General features: G+C 69.5%; 17 protein-coding genes. 12 read left to right on the top strand and 5 right to left on the bottom strand.

All coding sequences use genetic code 11. The features are described 5' to 3' along the window. Positions 1 to 6 precede the first annotated feature (6 nt). A complete protein-coding gene (gene mtrA / locus BM287_RS05450) occupies positions 7 to 690 on the bottom strand; it encodes an MtrAB system response regulator MtrA (protein WP_090036745.1) in 684 nt (227 codons plus the stop codon). A 96-nt stretch (positions 691 to 786) separates the two neighbouring features. Beyond that, on the bottom strand, positions 787 to 1,257 hold the full coding sequence (locus tag BM287_RS05445; RefSeq protein WP_090036742.1) for a MarR family winged helix-turn-helix transcriptional regulator: 471 nt from the start codon (positions 1,255 to 1,257) through the stop codon (positions 787 to 789). Between the two features lie 49 nt (positions 1,258 to 1,306). Here BM287_RS05445 and BM287_RS05440 point away from each other — a divergent pair, with 49 nt between their 5' ends. Genes BM287_RS05440 through BM287_RS05415 form a run of 6 tightly spaced genes read left to right on the top strand, consistent with a single transcriptional unit; the run spans position 1,307 to position 7,724 of the window. Then, positions 1,307 to 2,107: an alpha/beta fold hydrolase gene (locus BM287_RS05440; protein WP_244527918.1), complete on the top strand. Its 801-nt coding sequence runs from the start codon at positions 1,307 to 1,309 to the stop codon at positions 2,105 to 2,107. A 49-nt stretch (positions 2,108 to 2,156) separates the two neighbouring features. Beyond that, entirely contained in the window at positions 2,157 to 3,491 is a 1,335-nt protein-coding gene (locus BM287_RS05435; RefSeq protein ID WP_090036738.1) for a hypothetical protein, read from the top strand. Continuing rightward, positions 3,476 to 4,135 carry a DUF4129 domain-containing protein gene (locus BM287_RS05430; protein ID WP_090036736.1) on the top strand — a complete coding sequence of 220 codons (660 nt, stop codon included), beginning with the start codon at positions 3,476 to 3,478 and terminating at the stop codon, positions 4,133 to 4,135. The genes BM287_RS05435 and BM287_RS05430 overlap by 16 nt, the downstream gene beginning before the upstream one ends. Next, positions 4,132 to 5,373: a DUF4350 domain-containing protein gene (locus BM287_RS05425; RefSeq protein ID WP_244527917.1), complete on the top strand. Its 1,242-nt coding sequence runs from the start codon at positions 4,132 to 4,134 to the stop codon at positions 5,371 to 5,373. Before BM287_RS05430 ends, BM287_RS05425 begins: the two co-directional genes overlap by 4 nt. Next, on the top strand, positions 5,374 to 6,384 hold the full coding sequence (locus BM287_RS05420) for an AAA family ATPase (RefSeq protein WP_090036734.1): 1,011 nt from the start codon (positions 5,374 to 5,376) through the stop codon (positions 6,382 to 6,384). Between the two features lie 8 nt (positions 6,385 to 6,392). Next, the gene (locus tag BM287_RS05415) at positions 6,393 to 7,724 is read left to right on the top strand and encodes a DUF58 domain-containing protein (protein WP_090036732.1); all 1,332 of its coding nucleotides are present in this window, start codon (positions 6,393 to 6,395) and stop codon (positions 7,722 to 7,724) included. 693 nt (positions 7,725 to 8,417) lie between these two features. Here the strand turns inward: BM287_RS05415 and BM287_RS05410 are convergent. Then, positions 8,418 to 9,413: a stage II sporulation protein M gene (locus BM287_RS05410; protein WP_090036730.1), complete on the bottom strand. Its 996-nt coding sequence runs from the start codon at positions 9,411 to 9,413 to the stop codon at positions 8,418 to 8,420. A 17-nt stretch (positions 9,414 to 9,430) separates the two neighbouring features. Between BM287_RS05410 and BM287_RS05405 the strand changes: the two genes are divergently transcribed. The 6 genes from BM287_RS05405 (at position 9,431) to BM287_RS05380 (ending at position 13,708) form a co-directional block, all read left to right on the top strand. Beyond that, positions 9,431 to 10,330: an RDD family protein gene (locus tag BM287_RS05405; protein ID WP_090036728.1), complete on the top strand. Its 900-nt coding sequence runs from the start codon at positions 9,431 to 9,433 to the stop codon at positions 10,328 to 10,330. Between the two features lie 24 nt (positions 10,331 to 10,354). After that, positions 10,355 to 11,053 carry a cyclase family protein gene (locus BM287_RS05400; RefSeq protein WP_090036726.1) on the top strand — a complete coding sequence of 233 codons (699 nt, stop codon included), beginning with the start codon at positions 10,355 to 10,357 and terminating at the stop codon, positions 11,051 to 11,053. Between the two features lie 145 nt (positions 11,054 to 11,198). Then, complete coding sequence (locus BM287_RS05395; protein WP_090036724.1) at positions 11,199 to 12,422, top strand: hypothetical protein; 1,224 nt, start codon at positions 11,199 to 11,201, stop codon at positions 12,420 to 12,422. Further along, positions 12,419 to 12,823, top strand: coding sequence for a hypothetical protein (locus tag BM287_RS05390; protein ID WP_090036722.1), 405 nt, complete (start codon positions 12,419 to 12,421; stop codon positions 12,821 to 12,823). The genes BM287_RS05395 and BM287_RS05390 overlap by 4 nt, the downstream gene beginning before the upstream one ends. A 9-nt stretch (positions 12,824 to 12,832) precedes the next feature. Next, positions 12,833 to 13,237 carry a hypothetical protein gene (locus BM287_RS05385; protein WP_090036900.1) on the top strand — a complete coding sequence of 135 codons (405 nt, stop codon included), beginning with the start codon at positions 12,833 to 12,835 and terminating at the stop codon, positions 13,235 to 13,237. 81 nt (positions 13,238 to 13,318) lie between these two features. Then, complete coding sequence (locus tag BM287_RS05380; RefSeq protein WP_090036721.1) at positions 13,319 to 13,708, top strand: hypothetical protein; 390 nt, start codon at positions 13,319 to 13,321, stop codon at positions 13,706 to 13,708. Between the two features lie 357 nt (positions 13,709 to 14,065). Here the strand turns inward: BM287_RS05380 and BM287_RS05375 are convergent, their stop codons facing one another. Beyond that, on the bottom strand, positions 14,066 to 14,617 hold the full coding sequence (locus BM287_RS05375; RefSeq protein ID WP_090036719.1) for a GNAT family N-acetyltransferase: 552 nt from the start codon (positions 14,615 to 14,617) through the stop codon (positions 14,066 to 14,068). Next, positions 14,617 to 16,095 (bottom strand): adenosylhomocysteinase, encoded by a 1,479-nt coding sequence (gene ahcY / locus BM287_RS05370; protein WP_090036717.1) that lies wholly within the window; start codon positions 16,093 to 16,095, stop codon positions 14,617 to 14,619. Before ahcY ends, BM287_RS05375 begins: the two co-directional genes overlap by 1 nt. Between the last annotated feature and the right edge of the window lie 16 nt (positions 16,096 to 16,111).

Here is a 16,111-nt window from a genome sequence, read left to right as displayed (position 1 = left end):
GGGAGCTCACGCGGCGGCGCCGGCGCGGTAGCCGACCCCGCGCACGGTCATGACGATCTTCGGGTTGTCCGGGTCCTGCTCCACCTTGGCGCGCAGCCGCTGGACGTGCACGTTCACCAGGCGCGTGTCCGCTTTGTAGTGGTAGCCCCAGACCTGCTCCAGCAGCATCTCCCGGGTGAAGACCTGCTGAGGCTTGGACGCCAGCGCGAGCAGGAGGTCGAACTCCAGCGGGGTCAGCGCGATACGGGCGTCGCCGCGGCGTACCTCGTGGCCTGCCACGTCGACGATGAGGTCGCCGACGGTGAGCTCGTCGGAGGGCGGGCTCGCCGGCGCCGGACGCAGCCGGGTGCGGATGCGGGCGACCAGCTCCTTCGGGTTGAACGGCTTGACCATGTAGTCGTCCGCGCCCGATTCCAGGCCCTTGACCACGTCGGCGGTGTCGGACTTCGCCGTCAGCATGATGATCGGCGTGCCGGATTCGGCCCGGATGCGGTCACAGACCTCGATGCCGTCCAGGCCCGGGAGCATCAGGTCGAGCAGGACGAGGTCGGGCTTGGATGAGCGGAAGACCTCGAGCGCCTGGGCCCCGTCTTCGCAGAAGACCGGATCGAACCCTTCGGTGCGCAGCACGATGCCGATCATCTCCGCAAGCGCGGTGTCGTCGTCGACCACCAGGATGCGACTAGTCATGTGCGAAGTTCCCCGAACCCCTCTCGAGCGGCCTCAGGCCGTGAAGCGACATGACCAGCGTAATGGAGCAGCCTGCCACCGGCTTGAATGTAAGCATTACGCGCCCTGTGGATGCCCGGCCGCAGCGAGTGGGGACACCAGCGATCGGGCGGGTGGCGGCTCCTCGATCAGTGCGACCAGCGATCGGTGCAGCGCGGCGCGCTGATCCTCGTCGAGGGCCGCGAAGAGCTCCGACCGCACCCTGGTCCCCACCCGCCGGCCCGCCTCGAGCGTGGCCGCTCCCGCTTCGGTCAGCGTGTGTTCGAGCCGTCGCCCTCGGGTCGCCGAGCGCGTGATGAGCCCGCGATCCACCAGGCGGGACGCGAGGGTGCCGAACGCCTGGTCGCTCTGGAAGGTCTCGACGGCGAGCTCGTGGCCCGACGCCCCGGGCATCCGCTGGATCGCGCGCAGCGCATCCCACTGCACCAGACTGACCCCGAGGTCCCGCAGCGCGTTGTCCAGGGCGCGGTGGTTCCGGTATTGCGCTCGCTTGATCGCCTGGCCGAGGGCTTCGAGATCCGTCGTCATGGTGCTACTGTATCAACATCTTTATCTAAACATGTTGATTAGGAGCATCGTGACCTCTTTTCCCTCAGACGTGCCGATCCTCACGGCCGGCGACCCGCACGCGCGCCCCGCGCTCGTGCTCCATGGCGGTGGAGGGCCGAAGACCGTCGCGCCCATCGTCGAGCACCTCGCGACGAGCATGCATGCGTCCGCACCGACGCATCCCGGGTGGGAGGGGACCGCGCGTCCCGACTCGATCGGCTCCGTCGCAGACCTCGCAGCGGGCTACCTCGCCGGCCTCCTCGAGCACGGCGAGCGGGACGTCGCGCTCATCGGTTCCTCGATCGGCGGCTGGATCGCTCTGGAGATGGCGGTGCAGGCCGCGGCGGACGACCGGTACGACGGCCTGCTCGGTGCCGTGGTCGTCATCGACGGCGTCGGCGTGGACATCGACGGCGAACCGATCGCAGACTTCTTCTCCCTCGACGCCCGGGGAATCGCGGAGATCGCCTGGCACGACCCGGAGCGCGGATACGTGGACCCGGCCGGCCTCAGCGACCAGCAGCGCGCCGTGCAGCAGGGGAACGGAGCGACCATGGCCGCTATCGCGGCCGGGATGAGCGACTCCACCCTGCTCGATCGGCTTGCCTCGGTGGACGTCCCCACGCTCGTGGTCTGGGGCGAGAGCGACCGGATCGTGACCCCTGCGTACGGGCGGGCTCTCAGCTGCGCCATTCCCGGTGCCCGGTTCGCCGAGATCCCGGAAGCCGGTCACCTCCCGCAGCTCGAGGCCCCGGACTCGACCTGGGCCGCCATCGACGGCTTCCTCGCATCGTCCTCGGAGGCCGCTGGAGCGCCGAACCCACGGTGATGTGCCAGCATGGGACCAAGCACGACGCAGGGGGACGGAAGGGCACGGCGTGAGCGACGACGAGAACTGGCAGGCGCCTGGTTCATCCGGGGCCGAGAGGCCCGCACCCGACGGCGGACAGCCGCAGTGGGGGCAGCAGCCGCAGTGGGGGCAGCCGCCTTATGGGCAGCAGCCGCAGCCGCAGTACGGGCAGCAGCCGCAGTACGGGCAGCAACCGCAGTGGGGCCAGCAGCCGCCGCCCTACGGCCAGCAGCCGCCCTACGGTCAACAGCCCGGATGGCACCAGCCGTACCCTGCGGCCGGCGCGCAGCCCGGCTGGACGCCGCCGCCGAAGCCCGGTCTCATCCCGCTGCGTCCCCTCACGCTCGGCCCGCTGCTCGCAGCTCCGTTCCAGGCCCTGCGTCGCAACCCACGGGTCACGGTCGGTGCGTCGCTGCTGCTCTACAGCATCCCGAACATCGTCGTCTCCGTGGGAGGCGTGGCGCTCCTCGCCTTCCTCGCCGGCCGCGTGGCCTCCGGAGAGCTGAGCGACCAGCCGGCTCTGCAGGCGGGCGCGATCGGCGGCACGATCGTGGTCGGTGTGCTGATGCTGGTCATCTCCACGGTGTTCGGCGCACTTCTGCAGGGCGTCATCGTCGCCGATGTCGCGCGCGAGTCGGTCGGTGACAAGCTGACCTTCGGCGCGCTCTGGCGACTCATCCGCGGCCGGATCGGCGCGCTCATCGGCTGGACGATGCTCTTCGGCCTCGCCTGGATCGTCGCCATCGCCCTGGTCACCGGCATCGTCGTAGCGCTCGCGATGCTCGGATCGGAGGCGGGCACCATCGGCGCGGTCCTGGTCGGAGTCCTGGGCGGTCTGGCGCTCATCCCCCTGGCGATCTGGATCAACACGAAGCTGGCCATGGTCCCGAGCGCGATCGTGCTGGAACGGCTCCCGCTCCTCGCCGCGGTCGCACGGTCGTGGCGGCTCACGACGGGATACTTCTGGCGCACCTTCGGCATCATCCTGCTGGTGGGTGTCATCGTGTACGCGATCACCCAGACGATCGCGATCCCGTTCACCATCCTCGGGGGGATCCTCGGCGCCGTCTTCGCACCGACGTCGATCAGCTCGGGCGGGGCGGGAACGCAGGTTCTCCTCAGCCAGCTGAGCGTGAACGTCGTCTCCTCCATCGTCACCGCGATCGTGGGTGCCATCGCGAGTGTCATCCAGACGGCGGCGGTGTCCCTCCTCTACATCGACCTGCGGATGCGCAAGGAGGGGCTCGATCTCGAGCTCGTGCGGTTCGTGGAGGGCCGTCAGACCGGACAGGACGTCCGCGACCCGTATCTCCCGCCCGCGCACCAGCCCGCATCGCCCGCGCCCGGGTGGCCGGCCGGCTGATCGTGATGCACCTCGACATCCCGGTGGACCCGAGCTCGCCGGACGCGCAGCAGTGGCTGCGCGACGAGTTGTCGCGTCCGGAGTACCAGGCGGCGAAGCCGACGTGGTTCGACCTGGCCTCCAAGGCCGTGCAGGACTGGATCGGCTCCCTGTTCCGGGGGCCGGGCGGTGACGGCGGGCCGGTCCTGCTCCTGGTCGTGGTGCTGGTGATCGCCGGCCTGATTGTGGCCGCATTCTTCATCTTCGGTCGACCGCGGATCAATCGCCGGTCCGCCCTGGAGCGGCGATCCCTCTTCGGGTCGGACGGAACGCGAAGTGCTGCGGAGCTCCGTGCGGCCGCGGAGGAGGCGGCCCGTGCGGGTGACTGGATCAGCGCCGTCGAGGAGGAGTTCCGTGCCATCGCGGCGGGGCTGGATGAACGGACGCTGGTGCGCGTGACCCCGGGGACGACCGCCGGCGAGTTCTCCTCCCGCGCTGCCGACGTTGCTCCGGAGGAGAGGGATGCGCTGCGCCGGGCGGCCAGGGACTTCGACGAGGTCCGTTACCTCGACCGACCGGGGACCGAGGCCGCTTACCAGCAGCTGGTCGCGCTCGACGAGCGGCTCCGGCGCCTCCGCGTGACAGCGCCGGCGGTGCCCCGGTGACGACGACCGAATTCGTCGGGGTCCCGGAAGCGACCGCGGTCTCTCCGACCGTGCGGCAGACCGCGCGCCGCGCTGTGCCGTGGATCGTGCTCGCCGTCATCGCGACACTGATCGCTCTGCTGACCATCCTCCTCACCGGCGGCCGCGCCGGTGAGGGGATCGCCCTCGACCCGGCGAACGCCGCTCCGACCGGCGCCAAAGCCGTCGCGCAGGTGCTGCGCGACCACGGCGTCGACGTCCGGTCGGTCACGACCCTCGACCAGGCTCGCTCGGCGGCCGCAGACGACGCGACGGTGCTGGTCTACGACCCCGACGCCGATCTGCCGAGCGGCGGCTACCGCGCACTCGCCGGCGACGGCCGCACGCTCGTCCTCGTCGAACCCGGCTTCCAGGCGCTGCAGACCGTCGATCCCGGCGTCAGCGCCGCTGGAGAGCCGCGCGGACCCGTGAACGCAGGATGCGGGGTGCGTGCCGCAGAGCGCGCTCAGCGCATCGATCCCCGCAGCTCCCCGGACTTCAGCGAGGCGACATCGCCCGGCACGTTCACCGTCTCCGGCGACGGGGTGGCGTGCTTCACCGACCCCGGCGGAAGCGCTTCGCTGGTGCGCACGACGTTCGACGACTCCACCGTGTATCTCCTGGGTTCCGGGGCGGTCCTCGCGAACGACGGCGTCGGCCGGCTGGGCAACGCCGCCCTCGCCCTCAACCTGCTCGGCGGGCACCGGACGCTCGTCTGGTACCTGCCGTCGCTCGGCGACCGGCCGGTCACCGGCCCTCCAGACCTCAGTGCGCTCACACCGGGCTGGGTGACTCCCGTGATGGTCCTCCTCCTGGTCGTCTTCCTCGCAGCAGCCGTCTGGCGCGGCCGCCGCTTCGGCCCGCTGGTCGTGGAGAACCTGCCCGTCGTCGTGCGGGCGGGCGAGACGCGGGAGGGACGCGCCCGCCTCTACCAGCGCTCCTCGGCGCGGCTGCGGGCGGCGGATGCGCTGCGCGTCGGCACCATCGGCCGGCTCTCGGCCCTCGTCGGCCTGCCGAGCACGTCGACGACGCAGGAGGTGGCCGACGTGGTGGCCGCGTCGACCCGCCGCGACCGAGGAGCGGTGCACGCCCTCCTGCTGGAGCGCGTCCCGGCGACCGATCGAGAGCTGATGGCTCTCTCCGACGACCTGGCGGAGCTCGAACGAGCCACCGCCGCCGCTGTGTCGCCCGCTCCTGGGCCCGACCGGAAGAATGGATGAATGACCGACGTCACCACGGGAACCGCCTTCCCGACCTCCTCCCCCGGCGCTGCGGCGGATGCCGCCCGACTCCGCTCCGCTCTCGCCGCCGTCCGGGCCGAGGTGGGCAAGGCGGTGGTCGGCCAGGACGGCGCCGTCACCGGCCTCATGATCGCGCTGCTCGCACGCGGGCATGTGCTGCTGGAGGGTGTGCCGGGTGTCGCGAAGACGCTCCTGGTCCGCGCCCTGAGCCACGCACTCAGCCTCGACACGAAGCGCGTGCAGTTCACCCCGGACCTCATGCCGGGGGATGTCACCGGTTCGCTCGTGTACGACGCTCAGACCGGCGGCTTCGTGTTCCGTGAGGGACCGGTGTTCACCAACATCCTGCTCGCGGACGAGATCAACCGGACGCCTCCCAAGACCCAGTCCGCCCTCCTCGAGGCGATGGAGGAGCGTCAGGTGAGCGTGGACGGCGTCAGCCGGCAGCTGCCCGACCCGTTCATCGTGGCGGCGACCCAGAACCCGATCGAGTACGAGGGCACCTACACGCTGCCGGAGGCGCAGCTCGACCGCTTCCTGCTCAAACTCACGCTCGACGTGCCGGAGCGGGAGCTGGAGGTTGAGGTCCTTCGCCGCCATGCGGCCGGCTTCAACCCGCGCGACCTGGGTGGCGCGGGGGTGACGCCGGTGCTCAGCGCTGCGGAGCTGCAGGCGGCGCGTGCGTCGGCCGCTGCGGTCGGGGCGAACGCGGATGTCCTGGCGTACGTCGTCGACCTCGCGCGCGCGACGCGGCGCAGCCCGTCGGTCAAGCTCGGCGTGAGCCCGCGCGGCACGACGGCCCTCCTCGCGGCCGCGAAGGCGTGGGCCTGGCTCTCGGGCTACGACTCGATCACGCCGGACCACGTCCAGGCGATGCTGGTGCCCGTGTGGCGCCATCGCATCCAGCTGCGGCCGGAGGCGGAGCTCGAGGGCGTCGGCCCTGACGCGATCCTGCGCTCGATCGTGCAGCAGGTCCAGGTTCCGATCTAGGCCGCGACGTGACCGTATCCGGACGTTTCGTCGCCCTGCTCGCGCTCGGCGTCATCCCCGTCGTGCTCCTCGGCGGGCGGGACGCGGCGGCGTATGCGACGCTGGGCGCCTGGCTCGCGCTGTGCCTGCTGCTCGGGGTGATCGACCTGCTGGTGGCCGGCTCGCCGCGCTCGGTGGCGGTCGAACGGTCGCTTCCCGCGCGCGTCCGGCTCGGCGCCGAGGCCGAGTCGGAGCTGTACGTGACGAACACCGGCCGGAGGACGCTGCGCGGCACAGTGCGCGACGGCTGGGAGCCGTCCGCGGCCGCCGAGCCGACCCGGTCGGCCGTGTCGCTGCCACCGGGCGAGCGCCGCCGGCTGGTCGCATCCCTTCGTCCGTGGCGTCGCGGCGAGCGCCGTGTCCGCAATGTGACCGTTCGCTCCTGGGGTCCGCTCCACCTGTGGGCGCGACAGGCGACGCTGGAGGCGCCGGGCCGCATCCGCGTGCTGCCGCCGTTCGAGTCCCGCAAGCACCTTCCCTCGCGGCTCGCACGGCTGCGCGAGCTGGAGGGCACCACCACCGTGCTGCTGCGAGGTCAGGGGACGGAGTTCGACTCCCTGCGCGAGTACGTGCGCGGCGACGATGTCCGTTCCATCGACTGGCGTGCGACCGCTCGCCGGCACGATCCGACGGGGGGACGCGGAGCCCGCGTCATGGTGCGGACCTGGCGGCCCGAGCGCGACCGCCGTGTCGTCATCGTGATCGATTCCGCCCGGACCTCCGCCGCCCGCGTCGCCAATGAGCCCCGCATCGACACGGCGTTCGAGGCCGCCCTGCTGCTCGCCGCGCTGGCGAGCCGCGCCGGCGACCGCGTGGACATGATCGCCTACGACCGCATCGTCCGCGGCCGGGTGCAGGGTGCGAGCGGCCCTCAGCTCCTCTCCCGCATGGTGGATGAGATGGCCGGCATCGAGCCCGCCCTGATCGAGATGGACTGGTCGGCCATTCCCGCCCAGGTCGCGTCGGTGACCTCCCAGCGATCGCTGGTCGTGCTGCTCACCTCCATCGAGGCGCCCGGCGCCTCCCGAGGGCTCCTCTCCGTGCTGCAGCAGCTGACCGCCAAGCACCTCGTCCTCGTCGCGAGCGTCACCGATCCGGACACCCTGCAGGCGACCACCGAGCGACACGACCGCGACGAGGTGTACCGCGCGGCGGCGGCCGAACGGTCACTGCTCGACCTGAGCCGCGTCGCAGCGGCGGTCCGCCGCCTGGGCGCGGACGTCGTGACCGGCGCCCCGGCCGACCTGCCGCCGGCACTCGCCGACCGCTACCTCGCGCTCAAGGCCGCCGGCCGTCTCTGACGGCTTTGCGCCCGCCCCGCCCGTCCGCATCCGTCCCCCGTCGGGCCGTGCGCCCCGCGCCGCGCCTCGGAAGCTGTTCGCCGGTGCCCGAAGGGCGTTCGCCGGGCCCGAAGGGTCTTCGCCGGTACCCGAAGGGTCTATGCGGGTGTTCGGAACGTATGCGGCCGCGCGAGCAACCGCACACGTTCCAAACTCCCGCATACGCCCGCGGCGGACGCGATCAGCCGGCGACGATGCGGCGGGCCCCCGCCTCGAACCCGGTGAGGTCTCCGGTCTCGCCCGAGGGTGAGTGCGGTTGTTCGGAACGTATGCGGCCGCGCGAGCAACCGCACACGTTCCAAACTCCCGCATACGCTCGCGGCGAGCCCGATCAGCGCGCGGCGAGCGCGATCAGCGCGCGGCGAGCGCGATCAGCGCGCGGCGAGCGCGATCAGCGCGCGGCGAGCGCGATCAGCCGGCGACGATGCGTCGGGCTCCCGCCTCGAACCCGGTGAGGTCTCCGGGCCTCGCCCGAGCGCGAGTGCGGTTGTTCGGAACGTGTGCGGTGGCGCGAGCAACCGCACACGTTCCAAACTCCCGCATACGCTCGCGGCGAGCGCGATCAGCGCGGCGAGCGCGATCAGCGCGGCGAGCGCGATCAGCGCGGCGAGCGCGATCAGCGCGGCGAGCGCGATCGGCGGGCGCCGAGCGCGATCAGCCGGCGATGATGCGGCGGGCCCCCGCCTCGAACTCGGTGAGGTCGCCGGTCTCGCCCGCGCGGACGGCCCGGCGGCCCAGGAGCAGCATGTAGGCGAGGAACGCGGCGAGCGCCACGGCGCCGATGGCGATCTTCGCCCAGACCGGCAGCGGCGACGGCGTCACGAAGCCCTCGATGAGGCCGGAGACGAACAGGGAGATGGCGCACCCCACCGCGACCGTGAAGAGCGCCCGGCCGTCCTCGGCGAGCGCCTGGCCGCGGGTCCGGGCACCGGGGGCGATCCACGCCCAGAAGATGCGCAGGCCGGCGGCAGCGGCGACGAACACGCTGGTCAGCTCCAGCATCCCGTGCGGCAGGATGTACGAGAACAGCACGTCGCCGCGGCCGTAGGCGAACATCACACCCGCCGCGGTGCCGACCCCGACGGCGTTCTGGATGATGACGTACGGAACGAAGACGCCGGTGATCCCGAAGGCGATCGACAGGGCGGCGATCAGGGCGTTGTGGGTCCACACCTGACCCGCGAAGGAGGCAGCCGGGTTGTTCGAGTAGTAGTCGATGAAGTCGTGCTCGACGTAGCGGCGCAGGTCCGCGTCGGAGCCGAGGTTGCGCAGCACGTCGTGGTTCCCCGTGATCCAGAAGGCGTACAGCGTGCCGATGACGATCGTCGCGACCGCGACGCCGAGGACGATCCAGCGCAGCCGGTACAGCGCGGCGGGCAGCTGGAGCACGAAGAAGCGCGGGAGCTGCGCGAACAGGTTGGCGCCGGCCCCCGTGAAACGCAGCCGCGCGGACGACAGCGCGAGGGACAGACGGTCACCGGCCGCGGTGGATCCGGCGCTCGTCTGCAGAGCCGAGAGATCCGACGCTCCCGACTGGTAGAGGTCGATCAGGCGGTCGGCTTCCGGGCCGCTCAGGCGTCGCTTCGCCGCCAGCCGGGAGAGCTCCTCCCAGTCGGCGCTGCGGGCTGCGGTGTAGGCGTCGAGGTCCATCTGATTAGATGCTATCTATGATCCAGACCGGGACGGGGAACGCGTCGCAGAGCGACCGAGAACGGGACCGAGAACGCGAGCGAGAACGGGACCGAGAACGCGACCGAGAACGGGACCGGGACATCTTCACCGGCGAGGCCGTCGTCCTCGACGTCAGGCCCGCCAGCTACATCCTCCGCGCCGCCGGGACCATCATCGACTGCATCACCTACCTGCTGGTGATGTTCGGCTGCCTGCTGTTCCTCGCCGCGACCGACGGCGGCATGGATGAGGCCCTCGGCGGCACCCTCGTCGTCCTCATCCTGGTGTTCGGGATGGTGGTCCTGCCGACGACCGTCGAGCTGGCGTCGCGGGGCCGGTCGCTGGGCAAGCTGGCCGTCGGGGCGCGGATCGTCCGCGACGACGGTGGAGCGATCGGGTTCCGTCACTCCTTCATCCGCGCGCTCGTCGGCGTGCTGGAGATCTTCCTGACCTTCGGAGCGGTCGCCGCCCTGACCGGCCTCCTGAACCCGCGCTCGAAACGGCTGGGCGACCTCCTGGCGGGCACCTACAGCCAGCTGGTGCGCGTCCCCCGGCCGACGCCCGTCGTGTTGTATCTCGCGCCGCACCTGATCCCGTGGGCGGCGACCGCGGATGTCGCCCGGCTGCCGGACCGGCTGTCCCGCCGGATCGCCCAATTCGTGCGGCAGGCCCCCGAGCTGACGCCCGCTGCGCGCCTGGGGCTGAGCACGGAACTGGCCCGCGAGGCCGCACCGTACGTCTCGCCGCTCCCGCACGTGGATGCGGAGACGTTCCTGGTCGCCGTCGCCGCGCTCCGCCGTGACCGCGACGCCCGCGGTCTGGCGCTCGAGCGGGAGCGGCTGCAGCGACTGGACCCGGTGCTCAGCACGTTGCCGCATGCATTCCCCGATCGCTGACCCCTTTCACCGCCTGGAGGACCCGTGCCGCAGCAGTCCCGACGTATCGTCGATCTCAGCCACCGCATCCACGCAGGACTGGTCACCTACCCCGGGCTGCCCTCCCCCGCGATCACTCCGCACCTGACGCGCGAGGCCTCCCGCGGCGTCTATGCGCCGGGAACGGAGTTCGCGATGGATGTCATCACCATGATCGGCAACACCGGCACCTACCTCGACAGCCCGTACCACCGCTACGCGGACGGGCCGGACCTCGCCGGACTCGACCTGAGCACCCTCGTCGGACTGCCCGCCGAGGTGGTGCACCTGAGCGACCGACGGGAGCGCGGCATCCCGGCGTCCGCGCTCGAGGGCCGGGCGACCCCCGGCACAGCGGTCCTGCTGCACACGGGATGGGATGCGCACTTCGGTACGCCCGCCTACGCGACGGGTGCGCCGTTCCTGACCGAGGATGGCGCACGATTCCTCGCCGACTCCGGTGTCGCCCTCGTCGGCATCGACTCGCTGAACATCGACGACACCGAAAGCGGCGGCACCCGTCCGGCGCACAGCATCCTGCTCGCCGCGGGCATCCACGTGGTGGAGCACCTCACGCACCTGGAGCAGCTGCCTGAGCGCGGCGCGCTGTTCACGGCCGCCCCGCCCGCGATCGAGGGCTTCGGCACCTTCCCGGTGCGGGCCTTTGCGGAGTTGCCGGGTGGCGCTGAGTCGTCGCGCGGATAGGGTTGCTCGCCCGGTGCTCCCAGGCGCCTTCGTCTGAGGTCCCGCTCCAGTGCGTTGACCGCAATAGGCGGGCAGACGGTTCGTTTCGATAGCCTCCGCAGGGCCGGTGGACACACCCGCCGGAAACGCTTACGACAGGAGGCACATGGGCCTGATCTACGACCCGGGTGACTCGAACAGCATGATGGCGACGCTCTCGGCGAATCTCTCCGTGGCTCGCTCGGCCGCGGATGATACGAACAGCGCCTGTCATCGCCTCGTGAATTCCCTGGAGACCGGGGAGCTATCCGGAGAGGGCTACTCAGCGGTCCACCTGATGTTCTCCCAAGCGATCGTTCCTGCACTGGCGAATACGCACGACCAGTTGGAGGCTCTTGAGAACGACCTCGAGAAGTACCGGTGGGAGGACTCGAGAGTCAGTCGATTCGGGGTGCTCAAAGAGGACGAGCTGAAGACGCAGTTGAAGGCGACGAGGGCGCAGCGGGATGCGACCGAGCGCCTGATCGAGGTGAATCAGTCGGTCGAGGGCGCTCTAGGCGCGCTGCCCTTCGTGGGCGATGCCTTGCGAGATGTGAATCGCCGACTGGAGCTGGTACTGCACCAGCTGGAAGCCGATGTTCACGACCTGGAGGACAGGCTCCGCGCGCTGCGGGACTTCGACGCAGCGACGCGAGGCCTCTTCCAGAACGACCTCGTCGAGACGGAGTCGCGCCGACGATCGCCGCACCGGCGTCCAGCGGCAGCCCCCAATGGCTTCATCCAGCCGGCCTCCATGGCGGTACCGGCAGCGGGGGCCGGCATCCAGCAGATCGCCCAGTGGCTGATGAGCGGCGCCTACAGCGTCAGCGAGCTCATCGCCGTCTGCGGTGCCGCTTCCGTTATGGCCGCGCTCGCCCTCATCGTGCTCGGGGGCGTCGGAACGGGATCCACCAGCGGATCGCGGTTCTACACCCCGGAGGAACGGGTTCAGCGCGCCTGGCTCGACATGTACTACTGGACGCACAACCCCGACGGCAGCGTCAAGCAGCACATCGGACCGGCGGTGACGCCGTTTACGAAGTACCTGGATGAGGCCCCCACGTTTGAGGACGTAAATGAAGTCCTCAAAGGTAAGACCTGTAAGGGCAACAACTCCGGGGTACGCGAGGTGGACAGTCCCGAAGAGGTACGCGATATCTACAAAGAGATCACTCGCGGTAGCGAACCAGTCGAGGATGCGGGGAGCTACCCGGGAGAGAGGCGCAAGCTACCCGACGGCACAGAAGTCGGAATTCGCGAGGAAAGCACGTCTGGCGGGGTCACCATTGACATTTGGTCTCCAGCCGGAAAACTTACCAAGGTCCATCTACCGAAAGGCTGGACGAAGTGATCATTCAACCCGACTCTCTCGAACACCTGATTCTTTACTTGGCGGAGGACGATTGGTTGGAACTCGGCAATACCAACGCGTACGCGGGCGACTTCGAGACAGACCTCTCGAAGCGAAAGTCTCTTCTTACGGCCGTAGTCCGCCGGCTTTCGGAGGCCGGATACATTGGCATCGGTGATCTGCAGTACCGCGATCCGGGAGCCAAGACCGGGCTTCACTGGGCCGAATGGCCGGGGAGCTTAGACGAGCAGATCGCGCACCTCGTCGAGATCTACACACCCGAGCGAAGGGACGACGACAACTGGAGGTGGGCGTGCTGGTTCAATCTCACCGAACAGGGACGGCGCATCGTCGAGACACTACCTGAGCCTGACGACCGCTTCTTCGATGGACTGGTCTAGATGAGGAATATGATTATCGAGCCGAACTCGTTGGAGCATCTGGTCCTGTACATTGCCGACGACGACTGGCTGCCGATCGGAGACGCCAGTTCCCATGCCGGCGACTTTGAACTCGATATTCCAACGCGAAAAACTCGCCTCTTGGCGGTGGTGAGGGCGTTGGCGGCGGAGGGCTATATCCACATCGGGGACTTGCAGTATCGGGACCCGGAAGCGAAGACCGGGCTTCATTGGGCGGAATGGCCCGGGACTCTGGATGAGCAGATGGAACACCTCGACGAGGTTTACACGCCGGAGGTCGAGGACGACAGGTACTGGTACTACGTGTGCTGGCTCAATCTGACCGGGTCGGGGCGGCGGGTGGTAGAGGCGCTTCCTACGCCTGATGACCGCTTCTTCGAGGAATTCCTCTAGTGAGGGCGAACCCGTCGACCGGGTCCCTCCCCAAGGTGTCCGCACGCCGATTGAGGTGCATCTACCGAAGGGGTGGGGGAAATGACGATCGAGCCAGACTCGCTCGAACATCTGTATTTGAATATGGCCGCTGGTGACTGGCTTCAGATCGACGCGGCGAACTACGCGGCGAAGACGTTCTTCGAACCGGACGACGTGAAACGGAAGGCGCTCGTCCTTGCCACCGCCCGCGCCTTGGCGGAAGCCGGGTACATCAGGATCGGCACGATCGACTGGAAGAAGGGCCGGCTCGCCGAATGGCCCGGCACCATCGATGACCAGATCGAGCGCCTGTCTCGGGTGTATATGCCGGAAGGCCGCGACGACAGAGACTGGGGCTGGTCCTGCGTGTTCGATCTCACGGAAGAAGGCGAGCACGTCGAGGCCGAGCTCCCCCAGCTGAGCGCACGGTTTGACGACGACGATTGGTGAACGACGATGCGTGAGATAGCCCGCTGGCGTGCGAAGGCGGATTCCTCCCTCCGATGTCCGTCGTGCAGGATGCGCTGGAACAGCACAAGGATGGGGAAAGTGAATATCGAGCCGGACTCTCTGGAGCATCTCGTCGTGTACCTGGCCGAGGATGATTGGTTGCCAATCGGAGACGCAAGCGCGTAGTGGTCGCGCGGAGAAGCGCGTGGGTTCGCTAGGTTGCCGTCCCCATCAGTACGTCCAATTGAAGGAGATCGAGGGTCGATTCTCCTTCAGATGGCAGTAGTGAAGGAAATCCGAACGGTATCCGGTCGGATTTCCTTCACTAGCAGGCGCATCGCTCCTGCCGATCACCGCTCAGTCGTGCAGGATGCGCTGGAACAGGACGTGGTCCTGCCAGCGGCCGGCGATCTCCAGGTAGTTGGGCGCTACGCCGATCCGCTCGAATCCGGCGCGCGTCAGGACCGACTGCGATGCGTGGTTCGCGAGCATCGTGGCGGCCTGGATGCGGTGGAGCCCGTAGTCGTCGCGCGCCACCTCGATGACGGCTGCGATCGCCGCTGACGCGAGCCCGCGCCCGACATGATCGCGGTCCAGCCAGTAGCCGATGTTCGCCGACTGGAAGGCGCCGCGCACGAGGTGGCTGAGGGTGACTCCTCCGGCGATCTGGTCGCCGTCGGCGATGACCAGCGGGAGCGCAGCATCCATCTCCCGCAGAGCCAGCAGCTCGCGGATCTGGGCGAGCTGTCCTGCCTCGGTGAAGAAGTCCTCGGTGCGGGTCGGATCCCACGGCGCCAGGTGGCCGCGGTTGCGCTGGTAGGCGGCGGCGAGCGGCCCGGCGTCCTGCTCCCTCCGCACCCGGAGGATCAGGCCGTCGGGGAGCTCCCGGTCGGCGAAGTCGAGGGCCATCAGTAGCGGTAGTGATCGACTTTGTAGGGGCCGTCGACCGGCACGCCGATGTAGGCGGCCTGCTCCTCGGTGAGGGTGGTCAGCTCCACTCCGAGCGCGTCCAGGTGCAGCCGGGCGACCTTCTCGTCCAGGTGCTTGGGCAGCACGTAGACGCCGATCGGATACTTCTCGGGCGAGACGTACAGCTCCAGCTGGGCGAGCACCTGGTTGGTGAACGAGTTGCTCATGACGAAGCTGGGGTGGCCGGTGGCGTTCCCGAGGTTCATCAGACGGCCCTCCGAGAGCACGAGGATGCTGCGACCGGTGGGGAGGCGCCACTCGTGCACCTGGGGCTTGATCTCGACCCTCTCGGCGCCGGCCAGGGCCTCCAGCGATGCCATGTCGATCTCGTTGTCGAAGTGGCCGACGTTGGCGACGATCGCGAGGTGCTTGAGCCCGAGCAGGTGGTCGAGCGTGACGACGTTGAGGTTTCCCGTGCCGCTGATGAGGATGTCGACCTGGTCGATCACCGACTCCAGCCGGGCCACCTGGTAGCCGTCCATCGCGGCCTGGAGTGCGTTGATCGGGTCGATCTCGCTGACGATGACGCGCGCGCCCTGACCGCGCAGAGCCTCCGCCGCGCCCTTCCCCACATCGCCGTAGCCCGCGACGAAGGCCACCTTGCCGCCGATCAGCACGTCGGTCGCGCGGTTCAGGCCGTCGGGCAGCGAGTGGCGGATGCCGTACTTGTTGTCGAACTTGCTCTTGGTGACCGAGTCGTTCACGTTGATCGCGGGGAAGAGCAGCGTGCCCTCCTTGGCGAGCTCGTAGAGACGGTGGACGCCCGTCGTGGTCTCCTCCGTGACACCGAGGATGTCGGCGGCGATCCGGGTCCAGCGGTCCTTCGAGGCGGCGAGGGACTGGCGCAGCGCAGCGAGGATGACGCGGTATTCGTGGTTGTCGCCGGCGGACTCGCCGGGAACCGCGCCGGCGACCTCGAACTCGCGGCCCTTGTGCACCAGGAGGGTGGCGTCGCCGCCGTCGTCGAGGATCAGGTTCGGGCCGGGATAGTCCGCTCCGTCGGCGGCCGCCTCCGCGGACCAGTCGAAGATCTGCTGGGTGCACCACCAGTACTCCTCGAGCGTCTCGCCCTTCCAGGCGAAGACGGGAACGCCGGCCGGGGCCTCCTGCGTGCCGTGGGGCCCGACCGCGACGGCGGCGGCCGCCTCATCCTGCGTGGAGAAGATGTTGCAGCTCGCCCAGCGGACCCGGGCGCCCAGCGCGACCAGGGTCTCGATGAGGACGGCCGTCTGCACGGTCATGTGCAGGGAGCCGGCGATCCGTGCGCCCGCGAGCGGCTGGGCGTCGCCGAACTCGGCGCGCAGGGCCATGAGCCCCGGCATCTCGTTCTCGGCGAGCCGGATCTGGTGACGTCCCGCTTCGGCGAGGGAGAGGTCGGCGACCTTGAACGGCAGGGAGGTGGCGGTGCTTGTCGGCATGGCCCCTATTGTCGCA

Origin of the sequence: Leifsonia sp. CL147 (genome assembly GCF_900114565.1) — a bacterium.
Lineage (GTDB): Bacteria > Actinomycetota > Actinomycetes > Actinomycetales > Microbacteriaceae > Leifsonia.
Note: the sequence above shows the minus strand (reverse complement) of the source record. Positions and strands in the feature narration are given on the sequence as shown.

What these genes read in the sequence shown, in the direction of transcription:
- BM287_RS05445 (WP_090036742.1), bottom strand. Translation starts at nt 1,257, where the DNA reads ATGACGACGGATCTCGAAGCCCTCGGCCAGGCGATCAAGCGAGCGCAA.
- BM287_RS05405 (WP_090036728.1), top strand. Translation starts at nt 9,431, where the DNA reads ATGATCCAGACCGGGACGGGGAACGCGTCGCAGAGCGACCGAGAACGG.
- BM287_RS05410 (WP_090036730.1), bottom strand. Translation starts at nt 9,413, where the DNA reads ATGGACCTCGACGCCTACACCGCAGCCCGCAGCGCCGACTGGGAGGAG.
- BM287_RS05375 (WP_090036719.1), bottom strand. Translation starts at nt 14,617, where the DNA reads ATGGCCCTCGACTTCGCCGACCGGGAGCTCCCCGACGGCCTGATCCTC.
- ahcY (WP_090036717.1), bottom strand. Translation starts at nt 16,095, where the DNA reads ATGCCGACAAGCACCGCCACCTCCCTGCCGTTCAAGGTCGCCGACCTC.
- BM287_RS05380 (WP_090036721.1), top strand. Translation starts at nt 13,319, where the DNA reads ATGACGATCGAGCCAGACTCGCTCGAACATCTGTATTTGAATATGGCC.
- BM287_RS05395 (WP_090036724.1), top strand. Translation starts at nt 11,199, where the DNA reads ATGGGCCTGATCTACGACCCGGGTGACTCGAACAGCATGATGGCGACG.
- mtrA (WP_090036745.1), bottom strand. Translation starts at nt 690, where the DNA reads ATGACTAGTCGCATCCTGGTGGTCGACGACGACACCGCGCTTGCGGAG.
- BM287_RS05385 (WP_090036900.1), top strand. Translation starts at nt 12,833, where the DNA reads ATGATTATCGAGCCGAACTCGTTGGAGCATCTGGTCCTGTACATTGCC.
- BM287_RS05420 (WP_090036734.1), top strand. Translation starts at nt 5,374, where the DNA reads ATGACCGACGTCACCACGGGAACCGCCTTCCCGACCTCCTCCCCCGGC.